At 44.0% G+C, this 18,894-nt stretch carries 14 protein-coding genes; 8 read left to right on the forward strand and 6 right to left on the reverse strand.

Going from position 1 to position 18,894, the window contains the following annotated elements; translation table 11 throughout:
* Positions 1–150 precede the first annotated feature (150 nt).
* Positions 151–636, forward strand: coding sequence for an FKBP-type peptidyl-prolyl cis-trans isomerase (locus IE130_RS05445; RefSeq protein WP_010201899.1), 486 nt, complete (start codon positions 151–153; stop codon positions 634–636).
* A gap of 484 nt (positions 637–1,120) precedes the next feature.
* On the opposite strand, the gene IE130_RS05450 is transcribed toward IE130_RS05445, so the two are convergent.
* Entirely contained in the window at positions 1,121–3,331 is a 2,211-nt protein-coding gene (locus IE130_RS05450) for a carboxy terminal-processing peptidase (RefSeq protein WP_189582900.1), read from the reverse strand.
* A 553-nt stretch (positions 3,332–3,884) separates the two neighbouring features.
* On the opposite strand from IE130_RS05450, the gene nagZ reads away from it, so the two are divergent.
* The gene (nagZ, locus tag IE130_RS05455) at positions 3,885–4,967 is read left to right on the forward strand and encodes a beta-N-acetylhexosaminidase (RefSeq protein ID WP_189582902.1); all 1,083 of its coding nucleotides are present in this window, start codon (positions 3,885–3,887) and stop codon (positions 4,965–4,967) included.
* A gap of 108 nt (positions 4,968–5,075) precedes the next feature.
* Here the strand turns inward: nagZ and IE130_RS05460 are convergent, their stop codons facing one another.
* Together IE130_RS05460 and IE130_RS05465 are read right to left on the reverse strand one after the other, a co-directional pair.
* Positions 5,076–6,674 carry an OmpA family protein gene (locus IE130_RS05460; RefSeq protein WP_189582905.1) on the reverse strand — a complete coding sequence of 533 codons (1,599 nt, stop codon included), beginning with the start codon at positions 6,672–6,674 and terminating at the stop codon, positions 5,076–5,078.
* A gap of 541 nt (positions 6,675–7,215) precedes the next feature.
* Positions 7,216–8,889 (reverse strand): hypothetical protein, encoded by a 1,674-nt coding sequence (locus tag IE130_RS05465; protein ID WP_189582908.1) that lies wholly within the window; start codon positions 8,887–8,889, stop codon positions 7,216–7,218.
* A gap of 530 nt (positions 8,890–9,419) precedes the next feature.
* Here IE130_RS05465 and IE130_RS05470 point away from each other — a divergent pair.
* From IE130_RS05470 to IE130_RS05495, 6 genes are all read left to right on the forward strand, one after another.
* Positions 9,420–10,028 carry a rhomboid family intramembrane serine protease gene (locus tag IE130_RS05470; protein ID WP_189582922.1) on the forward strand — a complete coding sequence of 203 codons (609 nt, stop codon included), beginning with the start codon at positions 9,420–9,422 and terminating at the stop codon, positions 10,026–10,028.
* Between the two features lie 168 nt (positions 10,029–10,196).
* On the forward strand, positions 10,197–11,162 hold the full coding sequence (locus tag IE130_RS05475) for a metallophosphoesterase (RefSeq protein ID WP_189582925.1): 966 nt from the start codon (positions 10,197–10,199) through the stop codon (positions 11,160–11,162).
* Positions 11,163–11,261: 99 nt separating this feature from the next.
* On the forward strand, positions 11,262–11,822 hold the full coding sequence (gene purE, locus IE130_RS05480) for a 5-(carboxyamino)imidazole ribonucleotide mutase (RefSeq protein WP_010201919.1): 561 nt from the start codon (positions 11,262–11,264) through the stop codon (positions 11,820–11,822).
* A gap of 486 nt (positions 11,823–12,308) precedes the next feature.
* The gene (locus IE130_RS05485; RefSeq protein ID WP_189582928.1) at positions 12,309–13,685 is read left to right on the forward strand and encodes a 5-(carboxyamino)imidazole ribonucleotide synthase; all 1,377 of its coding nucleotides are present in this window, start codon (positions 12,309–12,311) and stop codon (positions 13,683–13,685) included.
* Positions 13,685–14,134 carry a YaiI/YqxD family protein gene (locus IE130_RS05490; protein ID WP_010195720.1) on the forward strand — a complete coding sequence of 150 codons (450 nt, stop codon included), beginning with the start codon at positions 13,685–13,687 and terminating at the stop codon, positions 14,132–14,134. Before IE130_RS05485 ends, IE130_RS05490 begins: the two co-directional genes overlap by 1 nt.
* Positions 14,135–14,323: 189 nt before the next feature.
* Positions 14,324–14,962 carry an NAD(P)H-binding protein gene (locus IE130_RS05495; RefSeq protein WP_189582931.1) on the forward strand — a complete coding sequence of 213 codons (639 nt, stop codon included), beginning with the start codon at positions 14,324–14,326 and terminating at the stop codon, positions 14,960–14,962.
* Positions 14,963–15,280: 318 nt separating this feature from the next.
* Here IE130_RS05495 and epmA read toward each other — a convergent pair whose 3' ends face one another.
* The 3 genes from epmA to IE130_RS05510 all read right to left on the reverse strand — a co-directional run bounded on the left by epmA (position 15,281) and on the right by IE130_RS05510 (position 18,744).
* Positions 15,281–16,318, reverse strand: coding sequence for an EF-P lysine aminoacylase EpmA (gene epmA / locus IE130_RS05500; protein ID WP_189582934.1), 1,038 nt, complete (start codon positions 16,316–16,318; stop codon positions 15,281–15,283).
* 57 nt (positions 16,319–16,375) lie between these two features.
* Positions 16,376–17,554 (reverse strand): 4-phosphoerythronate dehydrogenase, encoded by a 1,179-nt coding sequence (locus IE130_RS05505; RefSeq protein ID WP_189582937.1) that lies wholly within the window; start codon positions 17,552–17,554, stop codon positions 16,376–16,378.
* A gap of 68 nt (positions 17,555–17,622) precedes the next feature.
* Entirely contained in the window at positions 17,623–18,744 is a 1,122-nt protein-coding gene (locus IE130_RS05510; protein WP_189582940.1) for an AI-2E family transporter, read from the reverse strand.
* Positions 18,745–18,894: the final 150 nt, after the last annotated feature.

The following is an 18,894-nucleotide window of genomic DNA, read 5'->3' on the forward strand; positions in this document are numbered from 1 at the left end:
CCATCGCAATTAAAGATGCTAACTGCTAAAGTTACTTTAATAAACTGATGATAACTGACTAATGACGTGGCTATCTGGCTTGCCGATTGGCTTTTTTAGGTTTATTGCAACCGTATTTAATTTTTTACACAGATATATTTAGGATAATTTATGACTACTATCGCAAAAGACACTGCCGTCAAATTCAATTACACGCTAAAAGACGACGAAGGCAACGTGCTTGACCAATCACCAGAAGGTCAGCCACTTGCTTATCTACATGGTCACAGCAACATCATCCCAGGCCTAGAACAACAACTAGAAGGCAAATCTGCTGGCGAAAAAGTTAACGCTGTCGTTGAGCCTGCTGATGGTTATGGCGAATATCAAGAACAAGCCGTACAACATGTACCACGCGATAACTTCCAAGGCGTTGATGATATCCAGCCTGGCATGCAGTTTCAGTCAGAAGCGGGTGGCCAAGTAATGTTGGTTACGGTTACTGAAGTGAATGATGACGAAGTAGTTGTTGATGCTAATCATCCACTAGCTGGTAAGCGTTTGACTTTTGATGTTGAAATCCAAGAAGTACGTGCAGCGACTGAAGACGAACTAAGCCACGGCCATGTACATGGCGCAGGTGGCGTTGAACACTAATCTCTATTAGAGCATTAGTAAAACGCTTAAACGACAAGTAAGTAAGATGAAGCTTGTCGTTTATTCTAAAAGGTCAGTAGATACGTCTACTGACCTTTTTTTGTGTTCTATAGCTTATGGATTTCTATGGCTTATTGATAGAAAAGCACGTTCTTCCAAACGTAACAAAGCCGCGTAACGACGAGCGCTATGCGGCTTTTATTACCAACCATCCATGTTAACGCTATATGATACTTAATCCCGGAGTATCTTATAACTAGCAGGCATCCAGCCTTATTGTCCTTAATCAGCAAACCATCTATCCCTGACGCGATTTTAAGATACCAATCCCTAGTATCAATGAACCGTTTCGTTCAATCGTGCCGTACAGTTATAATCGCAGATTGATGATAAGTTAGTAAGAGGTCTAAGCGTCAATCCGTGTAAGCCTATGCTTACACGGATTTTTATTTGACCGCTTTTCTAGCTCACAGTGATACGCTTGCTAGAGACTGTCTTCAGGGCTGATCATTTTTTTTGAGTCCGCGCTGAGCATAATATAAGCCGCTTCATTGATAAAAGTTTCATCTTCAGGTAGCTCTGGGCGTTCATTGGCTTTCATTTGACTACGCTCTTCAAACTTCGCATCCATCGCGGCTTGATAGGTATTCCAATTGGCATACGGACGCTCACCTGTGGCGATGAGACGTTTATTCTCCGCCTCTAATGAACGCTTTTCGATCAGCTGCATCTTGGCGCGTCGGCTATTGATATCGAGCTTGACAGGTTTTTTCTCATCATCCATATTGCGAATATCGTTCAACGTTGATAAGTAAGTAAACTGTGGGTCTTTTTGCTGACGGATTGTAGACTGCTGATTCAGCGTCGCTAACGTATCGTTGGTAAATTTGCCTTCAGGCTTATAAGGTGCGGTTTTGATGGTATCCCAAGGCAGTGCTTTTTTCTGTGCGCGCTCACCAAAGGTCGCATCATCATAGATATTGACCAATTCGACATCGGGAACAACGCCTTTATTTTGCGTACTACCACCGGTGATGCGATAGAACTTGCGCTGAGTTAAAGTCGCAGAACCTAGCGCTAAATTGTCCAGTTGAATCTGAGCAGAGCCTTTACCCGTAGTGGTGCTACCGACTACCAAGCCACGGCCATAATCTTGGATAGCAGCAGCAAAAATTTCACTAGCAGAGGCAGATGCTAGGTTAGTAATGACGACCACCTTGCCATCATAGAGTTGTTCGCCACCATCATCATCACGGTACACCTGGATGTTGCCGCGATTGTCACGAATTTGTACCAGTGGTCCACTCTTGATAAAGAAGCCGAGCATTTTGGCCACTTCGTCTAATGACCCACCAGGGTTATTACGCAGATCGACCACGAGACCATCGATATTTTCTTTATTCAATTCTTTGAGTGCTTTTTCAGTATCGATACTGACGCTACGATAATCTTCTCCGTTACGGCGCGCCCGATAGTTCAAATAAAAGCTTGGTATCTCAAGGACACCAATACGTTTTGGCGTTTTATCGATATTAGGGCGCTGTACTTCTACAACGCGCTGGGTCACGCCTGACTCTTCTTGCTGAATGATATCCCGAACCACAGTGACGGTACGAGCGCTGGCTTCTGGGGCACTAGCCTGACGTAACTTGAGCGTGACTGAAGTGCCGCGCTTACCGCGAATAAGACTGACAATCTCACGTGTCGACCAACCAACCACGTCGATCATGTTTTTACCGTCTTTGGCGATCCCTACAATCAAATCATTGGGTTTAATCTGACCAGATTTGGCTGCTGGGCCACCATCCACCAGAGTCACAATACGCGTGTAGTCTGGGTTTTTACGATCAGGACGGATAGAGACGCCAATACCTTCTAACTGTAGGCTCGATTGGATTTGTAACTCGTTTGCTTGAACCGGTGCATAATAGTTACTATGCGGATCATAGGTCAGCATGGCAGTGTTCAAGATTGTCTCCATGATTTCATCATCTTTGAGACGCTTGAACTGCTCTTGTTGACGTGACAAACGATTGAGTAAAATCTCACTGGGCGTACGCTCGTCATTACGTACTAAATCCTGTCCACGAGTGATGTCTGGATTATTCAAGAATACTTGCTCTTTGGCTTTTTCGTCTTCTTGACCTAACGTGATACTCATCAACTGAAACTTCAACTGACGCGCCCAGTAATCACGCTGCTCTTTTTTGGTCTTGAAGTGACCGAGCTTTTCACGATCAAGTACGATAGTCTCATTGCTGGTCAAATCCAGATCCGTTTTTAGCATTTTGCTTGCCATGGCAAAATATTCGTTTGAGCGTTTACGATAGCGCTCAAATACCTCTATACCTGCAGACAGATCACCACGCTTGAGACGATCACCGAATTCGGCGGCATACTTTTTCTTTAGCTCATCGACATCAGACTGCAAAAACAAGGTATGGTTTGGATCAAGGCTATCAATATACATAGACAGAATCTCGCTGCCTGTTTTGCTATCGAGCGGCTGATTGAGATAATGGCTGCGATCCAGCAAGGCGGCTACTTGACGAGTGGTGACTTTTTGTTCAGGTGTTTGGACGAAACCTTCGGTGTTAGTATCTGCCACTGCAGTGCCGTAGCTTTGGGTGAGAATAAGACCGGCGATGCCCACTGACGCTGCACTGAGTAACCACTGTGCTGGTTGTTTTTTCATCATATATACCTAGTTATTTTAAGTTGAAAGTATTATCAATTGTCATCGAAAGTATTTGCTTGGTGAGTCCCTATCCATCAAATTTATACCAAACCAAAAAAGTACGATTAGCGGTGTCAAACTCGTTTAGTCTACAATGCGTAGCACTTACACTCGTTTTCCTTGCTACTCTAATTTTTGTGAATGGTATTAGTTATTTTTTTACGGCGCAGCCTTTTAAATACTTGGCTTTTTAGCGATATTAATTATCGGAAAAATACGACTCGCGTCTTGCGAAAAATCACTCAATACTAGCATGACCATAAATGCGTCATTGTCTCAATCTGTATAAGCAATATTACACTTTACCGCGGTACATACCAAACTTTCTATCACATTTATTGCTCGTGGCTACTGATCGCTATTTAACAGTTAATAGCCATTATTTTTGACCGATTTGACCAGCAGATTATACTCAATTCATAATAGCTGTCATAATATAACACTGAACAGTCGGTTGTATTTGAATCTGATATAAATGCAACTGCTGATATAACATAATAAGGATTACGCGATGTACGGCGTCTTAATGATTGATATCGATAGTACCGCACTGACTGCTGAAGATGTGAGTTTAATCAAGCAAGCTCAAGTTGGCGGGGTCATCTTGTTTGGGCGAAATGTCAAAGATGCCGCACAAGTACGCGCACTGTGTGACGATATACGCTATCACAATGCTGATATATTGATCGGTGTTGATCAAGAGGGTGGACGCGTCGCAAGGTTACGTGATGGGTTTAGCCCACTGCCAGCTATGGGGCGACTGGGTGACTTATTTAATCAAGATCCCAGCCATGCGCTTAGCTGTGCCTACGATTGCGGCTATCTGATGGCAGCAGAAGTGCTGGCCGTGGGCATTGATCTGAGCTTTGCCCCTGTACTCGACAGAGGTGGTATCAGCCAAGTCATTGGTGATCGTAGCTTCCATAAAGACCCGCAAGCCATTACCGCTTTGGCATCCCAGTTTATGCACGGCATGAAAGCGGCTGGTATGGCAACCACTGGGAAGCATTTCCCCGGTCACGGTGCCATCGCTCCTGATTCCCATGTATCAGAAGCCATCGATAGCCGTAGCTTAGATGAGATTATGAACAGCGATATGCAGCCGTTTGCCCAAACGCTGCCATGGCTTGATGCGCTGATGCCAGCGCACGTGATTTTTTCACAAGTGGATAATAAGCCAGCGGGATTCTCTAAAATTTGGCTCAAAGACATCATCCGTGATGCACTTAAATTTGATGGGGTTTTATTCTCTGACGATTTATCTATGGCAGGCGCGCAGGCAGCTGGAGATATTAGCGCGCGCGTCAAAGCAGCAATTGAAGCTGGTTGCGACATTGCCTTGGTATGTAATGATAGAATTGCCGCCCATGAAGCAGCTAAAGCAGCGCAAAACCTACCCTATCCCAATCAAAAACGCATCAAAACCATGTGTGGCACTATCCCCGTTTGGCAAGGTGACCTTGACGCTACTTGTCAGCAGTTTGACTACTGGCAGCAAGCAAAGAAAAACGTGACTCAGACCTTTTTTAATACGTCAACAGAGAGTACATCTGAGGCTAATAGTGAGCTAAAAGATCCTACTGTCTATAAATAACAGTCGCTCATTTTTTGGCAAATAAAAAACCGCACCTTTTCAGATGCGGTTTTTTGTATTAATTATTTTCTTACTATCAATAATTTTTTAAAGATTACCGACTAAAAACTACTGAGTATTCACTTGTGGATCTACTGCTGTACCACGACTTGCATCATCACTATCTGGCAATAGGTCATCATTGTTGCTGTCTAATGGATTCAAGTCAGGATCAAGCGCATCGTTGCTCATAATCATACCATCATTTGCACTGGTGGTCTCATCATTGACCACGAACTCAATACGGCGGTTGCGAAAACGACCTTGTTCTGTCGAGTTATCAGCGATAGGATCTGTTTCACCCATGCCTTTAGTGCTTAGTTTACTTGCATCAATACCTTGAGATACTAAGTATTCTTTTACAGATTCGGCACGATCGCGAGACAGTTTCATGTTGTAAGCGTCATCTGCTTGGCTATCAGTATGACCGATAATCATCAAATTCATATTCGGTACTTCAGTGATTATCTTAGAGGCACGGTCAAGGAATGATTTGTTGGCATCAGGAATAGACGCCGCATCTACTTCGAAGTTAATAACCTGCAAGCTCAAGGCGCGCGCCACATCACGTGGATCAGGGTTTTCACCAAGGTTGCTCATCGCGGTGTCGGCAGCAGTTAAGCTGTTGTCAATCTCACTTTGTGCGTCTAATGCACCTTCGGCTTTTACTGTCATCGCAGGCGCTGCTGCTTGCAAATCAGCGACCAGCTTGTCTAAAGTTGCCGCATCAGGTGCATTGACCGTAATGGTATCACCTTTTATGAGCATACTGGCATTCGGTACGTTTTTGACGATAGGCAAGATAGCAGCCAGCTGGGCGGCGGCAGGCATATCTATCGCAAAATTATCATCGACATCGGCACGGCAATTATTGGCTTCATCACCAAATGCACTGGTCAAGGCATTCATGACATTGGTCTGTAGCGTCTCGTTACCAACGTTCATACGGCAAGCATATAATTCACCGTTCTCACCTGTGGCGATACGTAATGACGCAGGCTCAACATCAGCGGCAACCGCTGTTGCATTACCTTCGGCGGCTTGCTCTTGGGTGATAGCAGGCGTAGCAACGGGCTCAGGATTTTCTTGGCAGCCTCTAAGCAATGCCCAAGCCAAAGCGCCTAAAATAATCAGACCAATGATGGGCAGCAGCGCTTTCATAAAACTGCCTTCTGTTTCTTCTTCGCGCTGAAGTGGTGCAGTGCTGACCGTATCAGAAATTCGTGCACCTGCAGGCGCAGCGGCAATCATACCTGCTGGCAAAACTGTGCTCGCCCAAGCAGGAATATGATGTTGGTAGCTAGCCGAATTATCGTTTAAAAACTGTGGCACAGGTGTCGTCCCTGCCAAGCTCTTTATTTCATGGTACGCAAGTGGTGCTGCCATCGCGATTAAACCGCGAGAAGCAGTGACATCGACATTGTGTTTGCCAGCAAGCTCACGAGCTATTTGGTCACGGTGTGTGCTGTCCGTCCATACGCGCTCATGAAATCCATGATCATCACGAGCGATATTCTCGTTAGAAAAGCGATCATGAGTATCTTTGTCTGCCAAGCGAGCGGCAAAAATAGCATAAAATTGCTCAAGCAAGTTTTTCTTAGCTGGGCTACGGTCATCTCCCAATACTGCGGGGCTTACCGTTCGCGTCAAATGGCTGATAACATCCATAATATAACTCTCCTATTAATACTTATTAGTATCAATCTATATAATTAAAATACTCAAAAATTTTGCTAAGAGATAAGAGCCGTAACCGTTAAAACCATCTTGGCAATATTCAATTTTCATTATTATAAAAGTATTAAGTAAGTGTTAACAATCAACACGTTGTTGTGCAAATGATACGTTAGGTAATGTTTCAGTTGTTACGCGTAACTAGAAAGACGACAAAGTACAAATCCCTAACATATCAATAGTGCTTTCGGTAGAAACAGAACTGTTTATTAAACAATGAAGTTAATATAGTAGATTCACTTTGAAACAAATACAGTGTGACTGGAATGAATTTTCGTAGCCTCTGTGATAGCAGCAAGCAAGGAAAATTTATACCAGTCGCACCTAACTGGTAATGTATCGATTTTATTCAGAACCGACTATAGCAATAAAACGACTTCATCTGATTGCTTATAACCATCACCTTTAGCCATCACTTTTTATAAAAGTATTGAGATGTAATATGACTCATACTACATCTCAATGGTCGGTCTAATCAGTTTCTTACTTGCGCGGGCTCAGCCACAATAACATTGCTGGCCATATTATCTACTTCAGACAAGGAGATAGGGCCTGATGGTCTACTATTTGTATTGTTTGTAAGCGCACGGCTATTGGAGTTATTCGGTAAATTGCTAGGCACATTAGTAAGATTGCCGTTATTGCTACGCACTGGTGTATTGCGGGCTGGTGCGGGCATCATACTATCACCAGTATCGTCATCTGTTGCTTGATACTCTCCAGCACCATTATTGTTTGCATTGTCGGCAAAATTATTACCATTAACGTTACTGTTACTGTTACTGTTACTGTTACTGTTATAAGCATTGTTTGCAGCGCTGGCATCGGATTCAAACTGAGGATTCTGACCATTCATAGCCGTCATATCACCTACTCCGTTACTATTATTGGGCAACGGTAATGGTGCTACACTATCGATCATCAGCGCTGGCGCTAACATACGTATGTCAGTGACCAAGCGTTGTAGGAGCATATTGTCTGGCGCTTCCAAGGTCACTCGCTCATTTTGTAAATGCAGTCGAGCAAATGGTGTTGATCTCAACATAGTCAGGATATTGGGCAGCACCTCTGCTGGTATACTATTCATACTACTGGCCACGCCTACCTGTATGGTTAACTCGCAAATACTTGCCTGCTCACCGAAACTTGTATTGAGTGCCTGTTGTAGTATGCTTTGCAACGCTTCATCCCCGACCGTTGCGCTACAAGTATATAGACTACCACTATCATCTACCCCAACGATTAGCTCAACTGGCGTTAAAACCTGTGCTGCTGGTTCAATGGTAGGCGGAACAACGACTGGGGCGGTGGCCACAGGTTCTACTGGAGTCATGTTAGGCTTAATTAACAGCGCCCATGCCGCAAAGCCTATCGCTACCATTGCCAGTATCAATAAAAACACCCGTACCAATAAATCATTGCGTTGATTACGGCTACGGACTTTCTCTCGCTTCATGCTGCCATTTTCTGCCAAATGATGGTCAGCAGGACTGGTATGCATAACATCAGTAAGATTGTTTAAATTGCTATTGCTATGCTTACTTAAATTCACACTAGTATTTGGATGAACACTGCTATTCTCTACGGCAGCTGCTGTCGACGGCGTTATCGCGGTTGTATCAGAAGCGCTGACTTTGTCCTTTGGCATATCTGGTACGGCTGCTATAGTAGCATCCGCTCTGACACTCGGTGCACCGGATGGTTGATGGATACTTTGAGAGGCCGTGATAAAAGGTGCTGACCATGTGGGTAAATACTGGCGCAAGGCAGATTGTTCTCTTTGCAAAAACGCAGGCAAAAACTGTCCATTCGCCAGTACTTTTAGCTCACGGTAGGCCAGTGGCGCAGCATTTATAAGTAACTGTACGGTAGCAAGCTCATCGATATGATGTGTGGCGGCAAGTTCCTGCACTAGAGTTTGCCGCATACTTGGGGCTTGCCATAGCTGCTCAAAGAGAGGAGTTTCTGGCACGCTATCAGCAACCACGACTTGATCCGATCTTAGCAACTGCGAATAAACTTCTGGCAAAGCCAAGCGGGCTACCAAAATCGCATAAAACTGCTCGAGGAGGCAGACATGGGCGACGCTGCTATTATCACCCAACACAGCTGGCGTGACATGTTGTTCTAGTTGCTCAATAATACTCATAACTGACGGCCTCTACCGGCTTTAATGTTTAAATATATAAAAGAAGTAAATCGTTTTTTTATCCGCTTTGCTTAATGCCTGTACTTTAAATGTCTGTACTTTATAAGTCGCGCCCTATAAAACGGCTGCGCTGTTGGTAGTTATTGCTATGCGTCGCTTATATGAACGACTTTATCTTATCTCAAATATATATGCAGACTTAAGTTTATTTTTAAGGCGCGGTAGACTGCTTGCTACAAATACATTTAGCATTAACGTTACGGTCAGTATACGAAGCATTACTTACTCTCTTTTATACACTGTTATATTGTTAATAATAAATGATTATTAAAGCACAGTTCTCTACATAATGGGTTTTTGACTTACCCTGATCGTTGCTGAATCGATGATCAGCAATCATTATGGGCACTGTCATATCACTACTTATTATTGATTGTCTTACCCAGTGGTTATTTAGCCATCGCATTTAGGCGGTTCACCCTGTTGTATATACCACAATCACACACTAGGCTCGGCCTAAGGATTACCCTTTGCTTAACCATACGACCCTTATCATCATTATCACTGTTATTGTCAGCTTGTTGGCTTGGCAAAACAAGACACTATTCAATCGACTCATTTTTTATCCACCCGCGGTAAATAATGGTCAATGGGATCGTTTTGTGACCCACGGTTTTATTCATGCTGACAGTATGCACTTACTGTTTAATATGTTTACCTTGTATTTTTTCGGTCGTGCTATCGAAGGGTTATATCAATCATTTTTATTCGGTTATGGTTTCGTGGTGTTTTATGTGTTGGCTATCATTATCGCGATGATTCCAAGTTATATTAAAAATAAAAACAATGCCAGCTATCTCAGCCTTGGCGCATCAGGCGGTGTATCAGCGGTATTATTTGCCTTTATCTTGCTGGCACCTTGGGAAAAAATCTATTTATTTGCAGTCGTTCCTATCCCAGCGATATTATTTGCTGTCGCTTACGTGGCTTATAGCATTTATGCGGACAAACGCGGTGGCTCAAACATCAATCACATGGCGCATCTGTGGGGCGGCGCGTTTGGCATAGTCGCCACTATTATTCTGGAGCCACAAGTGCTCCCGCATTTTTTAAACGCGTTATTATCGCCAAGCCTTTAAAGTATGATTTTTAGAGGTCTGTTTTAAGAAAGAAGCGTCACCTGGTTAAACCACTTAAGTAAGTGACGCTTAAATCTAAATCAGTTAAAAAAATTTAACTCTTTTTTAATTTCGTCGCGTTGCTCGGCATGTCGAGCAATTTTATACTTTAAGATTAGACAGTGACTTATGATTATAGATATTATCGGTGATATTCACGGTTATGCAGACAAGCTAGTGGGTCTGCTTACCCAGCTAGGCTATCGCCATAACGGACAGTACTTCGTGCCGCCAGCAGGTCATCGGGCATTATTTATCGGTGATTTGATCGACCGTGGGTCGCAGCAGTTGACCACGTTAGAAATCGTTTTTGCCATGCTGGATGCGAATGTTGCCGATGCAGTGATGGGCAATCATGAATACAATGCTTTAGCCTTTGCGACTCTCGACCCTAACAATCCTCAGGAATATTTACGCTCACACAATGAGACACATACGCGCCAACACGAGGCTTTTCTCGCAGAAGTGCCTTTTGGCTCCAAAAGCCATCGCTATTGGCTTGAGCGGTTATATGAAATTCCCTTATGGCTTGAAACTGACTATGCTTGCTTTGTGCATGCTTGTTGGGATGTGGACAGCATGGCGGTATTAGCACCCTTATTGACTGCTGATAACTGCTTAACACCCAAAGGACTTGTCGTAACTGCCCAAGAGCATAGCGAGAATTTTGAAGCGTTGGAGAGAGTATTAAAAGGTGTAGAGACACCGCTACCTGATGGCATGGTGATGGTTGATAAAGAAGGTACCGAGCGCACACGAGTGCGGGTACGTTGGTGGCTTGAAGGTCTTAACGAGCGTACGCTATATGAGGTTGCACGTGCCCCCTCCTCCGCATTGGCACAAATTCCAGTAGATGCTTTGGCAGAAAATATCAATTTTGCGCTCAAAACCGATAAACCTGTATTCGTCGGTCATTATTGGCTAACTGGGACACCTGAACCATTGAGTCCACAAGTTGCTTGTACTGATTATTCGGCAGCGGTAGATAGTGGTTATCTAACAGGCTATCAGCTCGATACCGAGCAGCCTTTGCCACTTAAAGCCAACAATTTTGTGCAATATCGCCATGATAAAGACCCAGTGATACAGTCATAATCGAAATACCATTTCACTCGCTTTAGCATTAATCGGCAAACTTGGCTTTACGAAGGCGGCAAAACTTTTGTATGATGGTCGTTTTGAGGATATCAAAGCATGAGTACCCAATCAGCTAGTGTTAACTCTGTTGAGCAAAACAGTCCAATCGCCTCTCCTGCTGGTCAACCAAAAGTTGGCATTATCATGGGCTCGCAGTCTGATTGGGCAACCATGAGCGCCGCTGCGCAATTGCTTGCAGACTTTGATATCGCTTTTGATTGTGAAGTGGTATCAGCACACCGTACGCCTGACCGATTATTTGACTATGCCAAAAATGCTAAAGGTAATGGTTTACAAGTTATTATCGCTGGGGCTGGTGGCGCTGCTCACTTGCCGGGTATGTGTGCCAGTCAAACGCCGCTACCAGTATTTGGTGTCCCTGTAAAATCCTCGATGCTCAGTGGTTGGGACAGCTTGTTATCTATCGTACAAATGCCAAAAGGTGTTGCGGTTGGTACTTTAGCAATTGGGGCGGCAGGTGCTTATAATGCAGCATTGCTGGCGATTCAAGTCTTGGCCTTGCATGACGACGCAATCGCTACTAAGCTGGATACTCTACGCCAAACACAAACCGAAACCATCCTTGCCAGCCCAACACCGGGCATTATCAACAGTTAAAAAGTACAACTGAGTTGATGATAGTTTCTAAAAAAACACGAAGACCCATTATCTGATTATAAATGTTCTAAACTTGATATTTATGCTTAGATGAGTTCTACTAAATACAAGGTGCATACAGTGCACCTTTTCCTATTTTAATAGATTAGATTTCAGATCTAAATAGGGTCTGTTGAACATTCAAATGTGGAACTGGCAGTGGCTATTTTTTAGACAATACGCAGTGAAATTTTTGACGCCTAGTCGTTCTAGGGTAGACAATTTCGCCATGTATTGGCACAAAATAGCCCTGCCCTGAAAGGCTGATGCTAAAATCACCCCAAACGTTGTTGTAAACCTAGCTAAGGTCTCGACATTATCGTCGGTTTACGCCTGATTTGATAAAACGTTTGATACGATTTTAGCGATCAGCAATCCTAATATTTGAATGTTCAACAGACCCTAAACCGAATACCCTTTATTCATTTTTAATTCAAAGAGCCTGCCATGACCACAGCGAACGCTTATCCTGTTACCCAAACCATTCGTACTATCGGTATTTTAGGCGGTGGTCAGCTTGGCATGATGCTTGCCGAAGCGGCCATGCCTCTAGGCTATCAGTGTGTGTTTTTAGAAGACAATGCCGACTGCCCTGCCAGCCTTTACGGGCGCGTCTTTCATAGCGAGCAATTAGAAGCCTTTATTGCCGCGGCCGATGTATTTACATTGGAGTTTGAAAACACACCGACGGCGACGGTTGAACAACTGGCCAATTTATCAACATCTGGTAGCAAGCAAGGTATGTTTCCGCCACCGATTGCCCTTGATATCGCCCAAGATCGCTTAAAAGAAAAGCAGATGTTTAATGCCCTTGATATCGCCACCGTCCCTTTTAAAGCAGTCAACTCGGAAGCCGAGCTACAGCAAGCTTGCAGTGAGCTTGGACTGCCCATCGTCCTCAAGACCAGCCGCGGCGGTTATGATGGCAAAGGTCAATTTGTCATTAAGCAAGACAGCGATATCAAAGCCGCCTGGCAAGACCTCAAAGACGCTGTCAGTGGTAAAGGTGAGCTGACACCAACGCCCGCGCCATTGATTGCAGAAGGTTTTATTCATTTTAGTCGTGAGGTCTCTATTATCGCGGCACGAGGACAGAACGGTCAGGTACGCTGTTACGATTTAGTTGAAAACCATCATCATCAGGGTGTTTTGGCCAAGACCCAAGCACCCGCGGTTGGGACTAGCCATTTATTTAAGCAAGCGACCGATGCGATTACCACGGTCATGAATCATTTGGGTTATGTGGGCGTGATGGCGCTTGAGCTGTTCGTTACCAAAGACGCGCGTGGCAATGACGCTGTACTCGCCAATGAGATTGCGCCGCGTGTACACAATTCTGGACACTGGAGTATTGAAGGCGCTGTTACCAGTCAATTTGAAAACCATATTCGTGCCGTGGTCAATTTACCATTAGGTGATACAGACAATGTTCATCCAGCGATTATGCTCAACGTCTTAGGGCAATATCCTGATATCAGCGCCGTGCTAGCTATCGATGGCGCACATTATCATAGTTATCATAAGGCTGAACGCGAGGATCGAAAAATTGCACACATCACATTGATGCCCAATGATGTTGCCGATTTAGAGCCTGCATTAGCCAAACTCGTCGCGGTACTTCCCAATAAAGTTGGTCTTGATAAAAAATTAGCCTCTGGTGTCATCGATAATCAGCCAAAAGTGACAGATCATTCGGCGGTTATAGCAGCTGATAAAACGTCTAAAGACAGCAACGACACGGTTAAAAATGATAACGCTATTAAAGACAGCCAAACTAAGCCAGTTATAGAGGCTAAATCAAAAACAGAGAAGGCTAAAAAATAATGCAAATTTGGGTGGATGCTGATTCGGTGCCATTAATTGCCAAAGATTTGATTATCAAAACGGCTGAACGGACGCAGACAATGGCTATTTTTGTCGCCAATCAGCCAATTAAGCTGCGTAAGTCTCCGTTGCTCATCATGACGGTAGTGCCATCAGGATTTGATAAAGCGGATGACTATATCGTAGAACAAATACAGCCAGGCGATCTTGCGATTACCAGTGATATTCCTTTGGCCAATGACATTTTGGACAAAGGTGGCATGGTACTGACCACACGCGGTATGGTCTATGACAAAAACAATATCAAGCAAAAGCTCAATATGCGCGATTTTATGGATACCATGCGCGGTACTGGTGTGCTAGAGCTACAAGAGATGAGTGGACAAAAACCATACGGCGACCGTGATAAAAAAGCCTTTGCCGATGGTCTAAATCGTTTAGTACGTTAATTTTTAATAATGCTATTTCCCTTCCACCCACTCTAAACCTCTCATAGCCTGTGCTCTTTGCAAACCGTATACAATCATAACCAAACACTATGCAATCGGCACGCTTCATAACGAAGTGTGCCAACCATTCTTGTTACGCTACATTCAGTTTTTACAACAACAGTAACGTACATAAGAATAGGAATGACTATGAAAATTTTAGTAATTGGCGCAAGCGGTCGAGTAGGAACAGATTTGGTCAAGCAGTTATTGGCTGATAATCACCAAGTGGTAGGCACGACCCGTCAACAAGAAAAATTGTTCAGTGATGACAATTATAGCCAGTTGGATTTAGACATTACGGCTCAAAAAGACGCGATTCAGAAGCAAATCGATCAAGATATCGATGCGGTTTATTTTGTAGCTGGTTCTGGTGGTAAAGATATCTTAGAAGTCGATTTACATGGTGCGATCAAAACCATGCAAGCGGTACAGGACAAAGGTATCAAACGCTACATCATGCTCAGTACAGTGTTCTCATTAGACACCAAAAAATGGGACGAGCTAGGACTTGGCGACTTAAAAGGCTATTACATCTCTAAGCACTATGCCGATCAGTGGTTGGTAAATAACAGCAGCCTTGACTACACTATCGTACAAGCAGCGGCGCTAAAAGAACGCGAAGCGACTGGCAAAATTATCGTCAACGACAACAATTCTGGTGAAAATTCGATTGCAGACGTTGCCGCTACTTTAGTGGCTGTATTAAACGCGAGCAATACAACCAAAAAAGTCTTTGGTATGCATAACGGTGAGACAGCAATCGATGAAGCTGTAGCCAGTGTATAAGCTTATTTGATAATAGCTCATAAAAATCTAACAATATTAGATTTTTAAAAAGCTTAAAAGAAGGGTCACTTATTTATTGGCGAGCGTTCAAACAGCCAATCGATAAGTGACCCTTTTGCTTTATACGGTATTCAAAATCAGTAAGGAAAGTGATTATTTAAACTGGGTACGCCTAACACTTTATCTCATTGATACATATAGTAAGAGCACTTTTAAACCGCTACGGTGTTACCCGTCCTAGATGTACTCAGTTTACTATCTGCGGTCGGTCGCCTTGTAGCGATTCCAACATTCCTTGACTATACAGTGTCGGCTATATTACGCCAAACCACTCGGAAACGGAATGACGTCCTCTAAGCTATTCGCCCCTGTTATCACCATGAGCAATCTATCGATACCGACGGCGATACCGCTACAGGGTATCAAGTCATCGGATGCTGCCAATAAGTGCTCATCGATTGGCATGACTGGCAGGTTATGACGCTGACGCAATTGATTGTCTTGCTCAAAGCGTGCCCTTAATGCCTGCCCATCTGCCAGCTCGTCATAAGCATTGGCAATCTCAATACCACTGATATATAACTCAAAGCGCTTAGCCACCTTATTACCGTCTTTATCTAAAGCCGTTTTTGCTAATGCTGCCGTTGCTGGCGGATATTCTATAATCAAAGTCGGTAGATCGTGACCCAAGTTTGGCTCGACTGCATGGCTGAACAATAGGTCCAACCAACTTTGACGAATATCTTCTTCACTATTGGTTGCGCTGCTTTCTACACTATTAAAATCAAAACCGGTCAACCCTTTATCCTCTGCCACTGCTTGTAGAGCGGCTAGACTAGCCGTCAGCGGATGTATGCCGACGAAGTCCATAAAGGCATCCACATAGCGGTAATGGTTCATCACAATCGGATAGCCATAGAGCGCTTCTAGTAGTTCGCCAAGCTCAGCCGCCATATCGGCTAAGCTATAATGTGGCTGATACCATTCCAGCATAGTGAATTCAATATTGTGACGTACGCCTATCTCATTATCTCGAAAAACGGGACAAATCTGATAAATAGGCACTTGCCAGCTAGCCAGTAAACGCTTCATGGCAAATTCAGGTGACGTATGCAGGTAATAAGTACAAGGTCGATCTTGATAGGTAACTTGCGCAGCGACGGACTGCAAAAAAGTATCTGTATTGCCAGCTTGCGACAGTAGCGGCGTTTGCACTTCTAGTACTTGCCGCTTATTAAAAAACTGACGAATATCCTGCATGAATTGCGCACGCTGCTGCGCCATACCTAGCGTCATGGTGGGTGCGTAGCTGGGCTTAGCATCTGGCTTAACAGAAGAATTGATTGATTGATTCATGACTATTTACTGTGGCTGATGAATAATAAAAATAGGTTTGCAAACTGAGGGTTGGCTTTAAAACTGCCATTCACGGCGCAAATGATAATCACGGCGCAGTTGATCAAAATCAGCGCCATTAACTTGTCCATCAACCGCCTGACTCCGCAGAGAAGCATCATCTTGCATAATGTCGTAGAACTTAATCAATCTATCTGGATGCGCCTTCAACTCAGACCATAAAAACATATTTAGTGGTAACAGTTTTTGCATAGACTGAGCAGGTGCGACCGCCAGTTTTTCACATAACGCATCATAAATAATTTGCGTGCCGCGCAGCTTCCCTTCTACGGTATAGCCAGCGATGTGCGGCGTGGCGATAGCCAATTTGGCCAACAAGCCTTCAGAAATCTCTGGCTCGTGCTCAAACACATCAAGCACCACTTGCCGCTCGTTACGCTCAATATCTGCTTCTAAATCACTCGCATTAACAACAGGTCCACGCGCGCTATTAATGAGCATGGTATGCGGCGACATCATTGCTAGAGCCTCGGCATTGATTAAATGACGCGTTGGATAATCACTGCCATTACTGCTTTGAAAACTTTGTCCAGCCGCAGCCTTTTTATGCGTACTTTTTTTGTCCGTGAGGGGCACATGTAAACTGACAACGTCGCTTTGGCTAAGCACTTGCTCAAAACTGGCATTATTCGTATCTGAAGGGTGTAATAACGGGTCATAGCCCAGTACTTGCCAGCCCAAAGCAGTCGCATACTGAGCGAGTGTACTGCCAATATTACCAAGCCCAATGATGCCCAAGGTTAATGGTGGCATTGATGATGTCATTAATAGCGTCGTTGATGGCTGCCAATACTGCGGACGCAGCGTTAAGATAGCCGTCAGTACATATTGGGCGACCGAATGTTTGCTACAGCCAGCAGCATTGGCAAAAGTGATATTGCGTGCAGCCAAATAATCTTGATCAACATGATCGGTACCGATCGTTGCAGAGCCAACAAACTCCACACTTTCATTATCAGCCAGTAACGCTTCGTTTACTGACGTTACAGAGCGTATTAACAATATAGTTGGCTGTAATTCGGCAAGCAATTGCGCATTGATATCACGTCCAGCCACTTTGATAATACTTACCGTCTGCTCAGTCGCCTGACCAAGCATAGTGGCAGTAAAAAACTCATCAAGGCTGGCGATATTACTATCCGCCAAAATAGTGATTCCTGTTACTGTATCCGTCATCGCGTTAAGCCTTATTAAATATCTTTATCGATCGGTATTTTATTCTTTATGACTCAGCTGCTTTCACTTTACTCATCAACCGCTGATTGTGTGTTTTTATCGCTCAGCATTATTTCTTGTGGGGCGAATATCTCATTTTTGTGTTGCGATATCCACTCACGCCATACCGCAAGACCGATAGCCAATACCACAGGACCGATGAACAGACCAACGAAACCAAAAGCTGTTAAACCGCCCAAGACCCCGATAAAAATAATGATGAAAGGAATCTTGGTGGCACCGCTAATCACGATAGGACGGATAAGATTGTCGACCCAGCTGATGACCAACACGCCCCACAATGCCAAACCAATACCTTCTACCGTATGACCCTGACTTAACAACCAAATCGACACCCCGCCCCACACAAATGGCGTACCAAACGGGATTAGGGCAATGATGAAAGTAATAATTGTCAGTAAAATAGGACTTGGCGCACCAGAGAAATAATAACCAATACCAGCAAGTATCGCCTGTGCCAATGCGGTCAGCCCAATGCCATATACTACAGCGCGAGTGGTCGTACCCACAGAGTCAATATAACCATCGATACGATTGCCAATGATGTTACGTAAGGCTTGACGGATTTGGCGAATCAAGCTTGTGCCATCACGATAAAAGAAAAACAGGGTCATCAGCGCCATACCGAGCTTGGCAAGACTACTGAACACCACATCAAAGGCGATTTTGCCATAATATAAATGGGACTGTACCCAAATACGAAACGCTTCTAGCGTCCCTTCAGGGTTCTTATTGATGCGCCACAGCACATCTTTGACTTGTTGACCGATAATCGGTAAATCTTTGACAGAATCAGGCACGTCCAAATAACCTACTTTAATACGATAGATTAAGTTGCTGATGATACTTAAGGCTTCCTGCTGCAAAATAAAGATACCGACCACGAGCGGCACGCCGATCATAAGAGAGATGTTCACGGTCATAATAGCAGCGCTAACGTTTGAGCTGAACTTTACGCGTTGGTGAAAAAAGTTATAAATAGGAAAAGTAACGTACGCTAAAATCGCCGCCCATAGTGCCGGTACAATAAAAAACTGTACCACTTGAAAACATAATATAAACAGCACAACCAATAAAGTAATGGCCAATAAGCGCTGAATAATAAATTCTTTTGTCCAGTTTTCTATCATAGTGTATAAACCAAAAGCGGACAGCAAAACCTCATACGGCATTGCTGCAAAGTTTATAAATAGGTGAACAGCAATCTACGGGCAATTTCCGTAGAGGGTATCCATTAGCGAGGGTGGTTGGCTATAAATATACAGGTCAATATTGGCTAC

Origin of the sequence: Psychrobacter glaciei (genome assembly GCF_014652895.1) — a bacterium.
GTDB lineage: Bacteria > Pseudomonadota > Gammaproteobacteria > Pseudomonadales > Moraxellaceae > Psychrobacter > Psychrobacter glaciei.

Excerpts from the sequence above, each read along its gene's own strand:
- IE130_RS05490 (WP_010195720.1), top strand. The coding sequence starts at position 13,685 with ATGCAAATTTGGGTGGATGCTGATTCGGTGCCATTAATTGCCAAAGAT.
- IE130_RS05485 (WP_189582928.1), top strand. The coding sequence starts at position 12,309 with ATGACCACAGCGAACGCTTATCCTGTTACCCAAACCATTCGTACTATC.
- IE130_RS05475 (WP_189582925.1), top strand. The coding sequence starts at position 10,197 with ATGATTATAGATATTATCGGTGATATTCACGGTTATGCAGACAAGCTA.
- IE130_RS05510 (WP_189582940.1), bottom strand. The coding sequence starts at position 18,744 with ATGATAGAAAACTGGACAAAAGAATTTATTATTCAGCGCTTATTGGCC.
- purE (WP_010201919.1), top strand. The coding sequence starts at position 11,262 with ATGAGTACCCAATCAGCTAGTGTTAACTCTGTTGAGCAAAACAGTCCA.
- IE130_RS05505 (WP_189582937.1), bottom strand. The coding sequence starts at position 17,554 with ATGACGGATACAGTAACAGGAATCACTATTTTGGCGGATAGTAATATC.
- IE130_RS05465 (WP_189582908.1), bottom strand. The coding sequence starts at position 8,889 with ATGAGTATTATTGAGCAACTAGAACAACATGTCACGCCAGCTGTGTTG.
- IE130_RS05445 (WP_010201899.1), top strand. The coding sequence starts at position 151 with ATGACTACTATCGCAAAAGACACTGCCGTCAAATTCAATTACACGCTA.
- nagZ (WP_189582902.1), top strand. The coding sequence starts at position 3,885 with ATGTACGGCGTCTTAATGATTGATATCGATAGTACCGCACTGACTGCT.
- epmA (WP_189582934.1), bottom strand. The coding sequence starts at position 16,318 with ATGAATCAATCAATCAATTCTTCTGTTAAGCCAGATGCTAAGCCCAGC.
- IE130_RS05495 (WP_189582931.1), top strand. The coding sequence starts at position 14,324 with ATGAAAATTTTAGTAATTGGCGCAAGCGGTCGAGTAGGAACAGATTTG.
- IE130_RS05460 (WP_189582905.1), bottom strand. The coding sequence starts at position 6,674 with ATGGATGTTATCAGCCATTTGACGCGAACGGTAAGCCCCGCAGTATTG.
- IE130_RS05450 (WP_189582900.1), bottom strand. The coding sequence starts at position 3,331 with ATGAAAAAACAACCAGCACAGTGGTTACTCAGTGCAGCGTCAGTGGGC.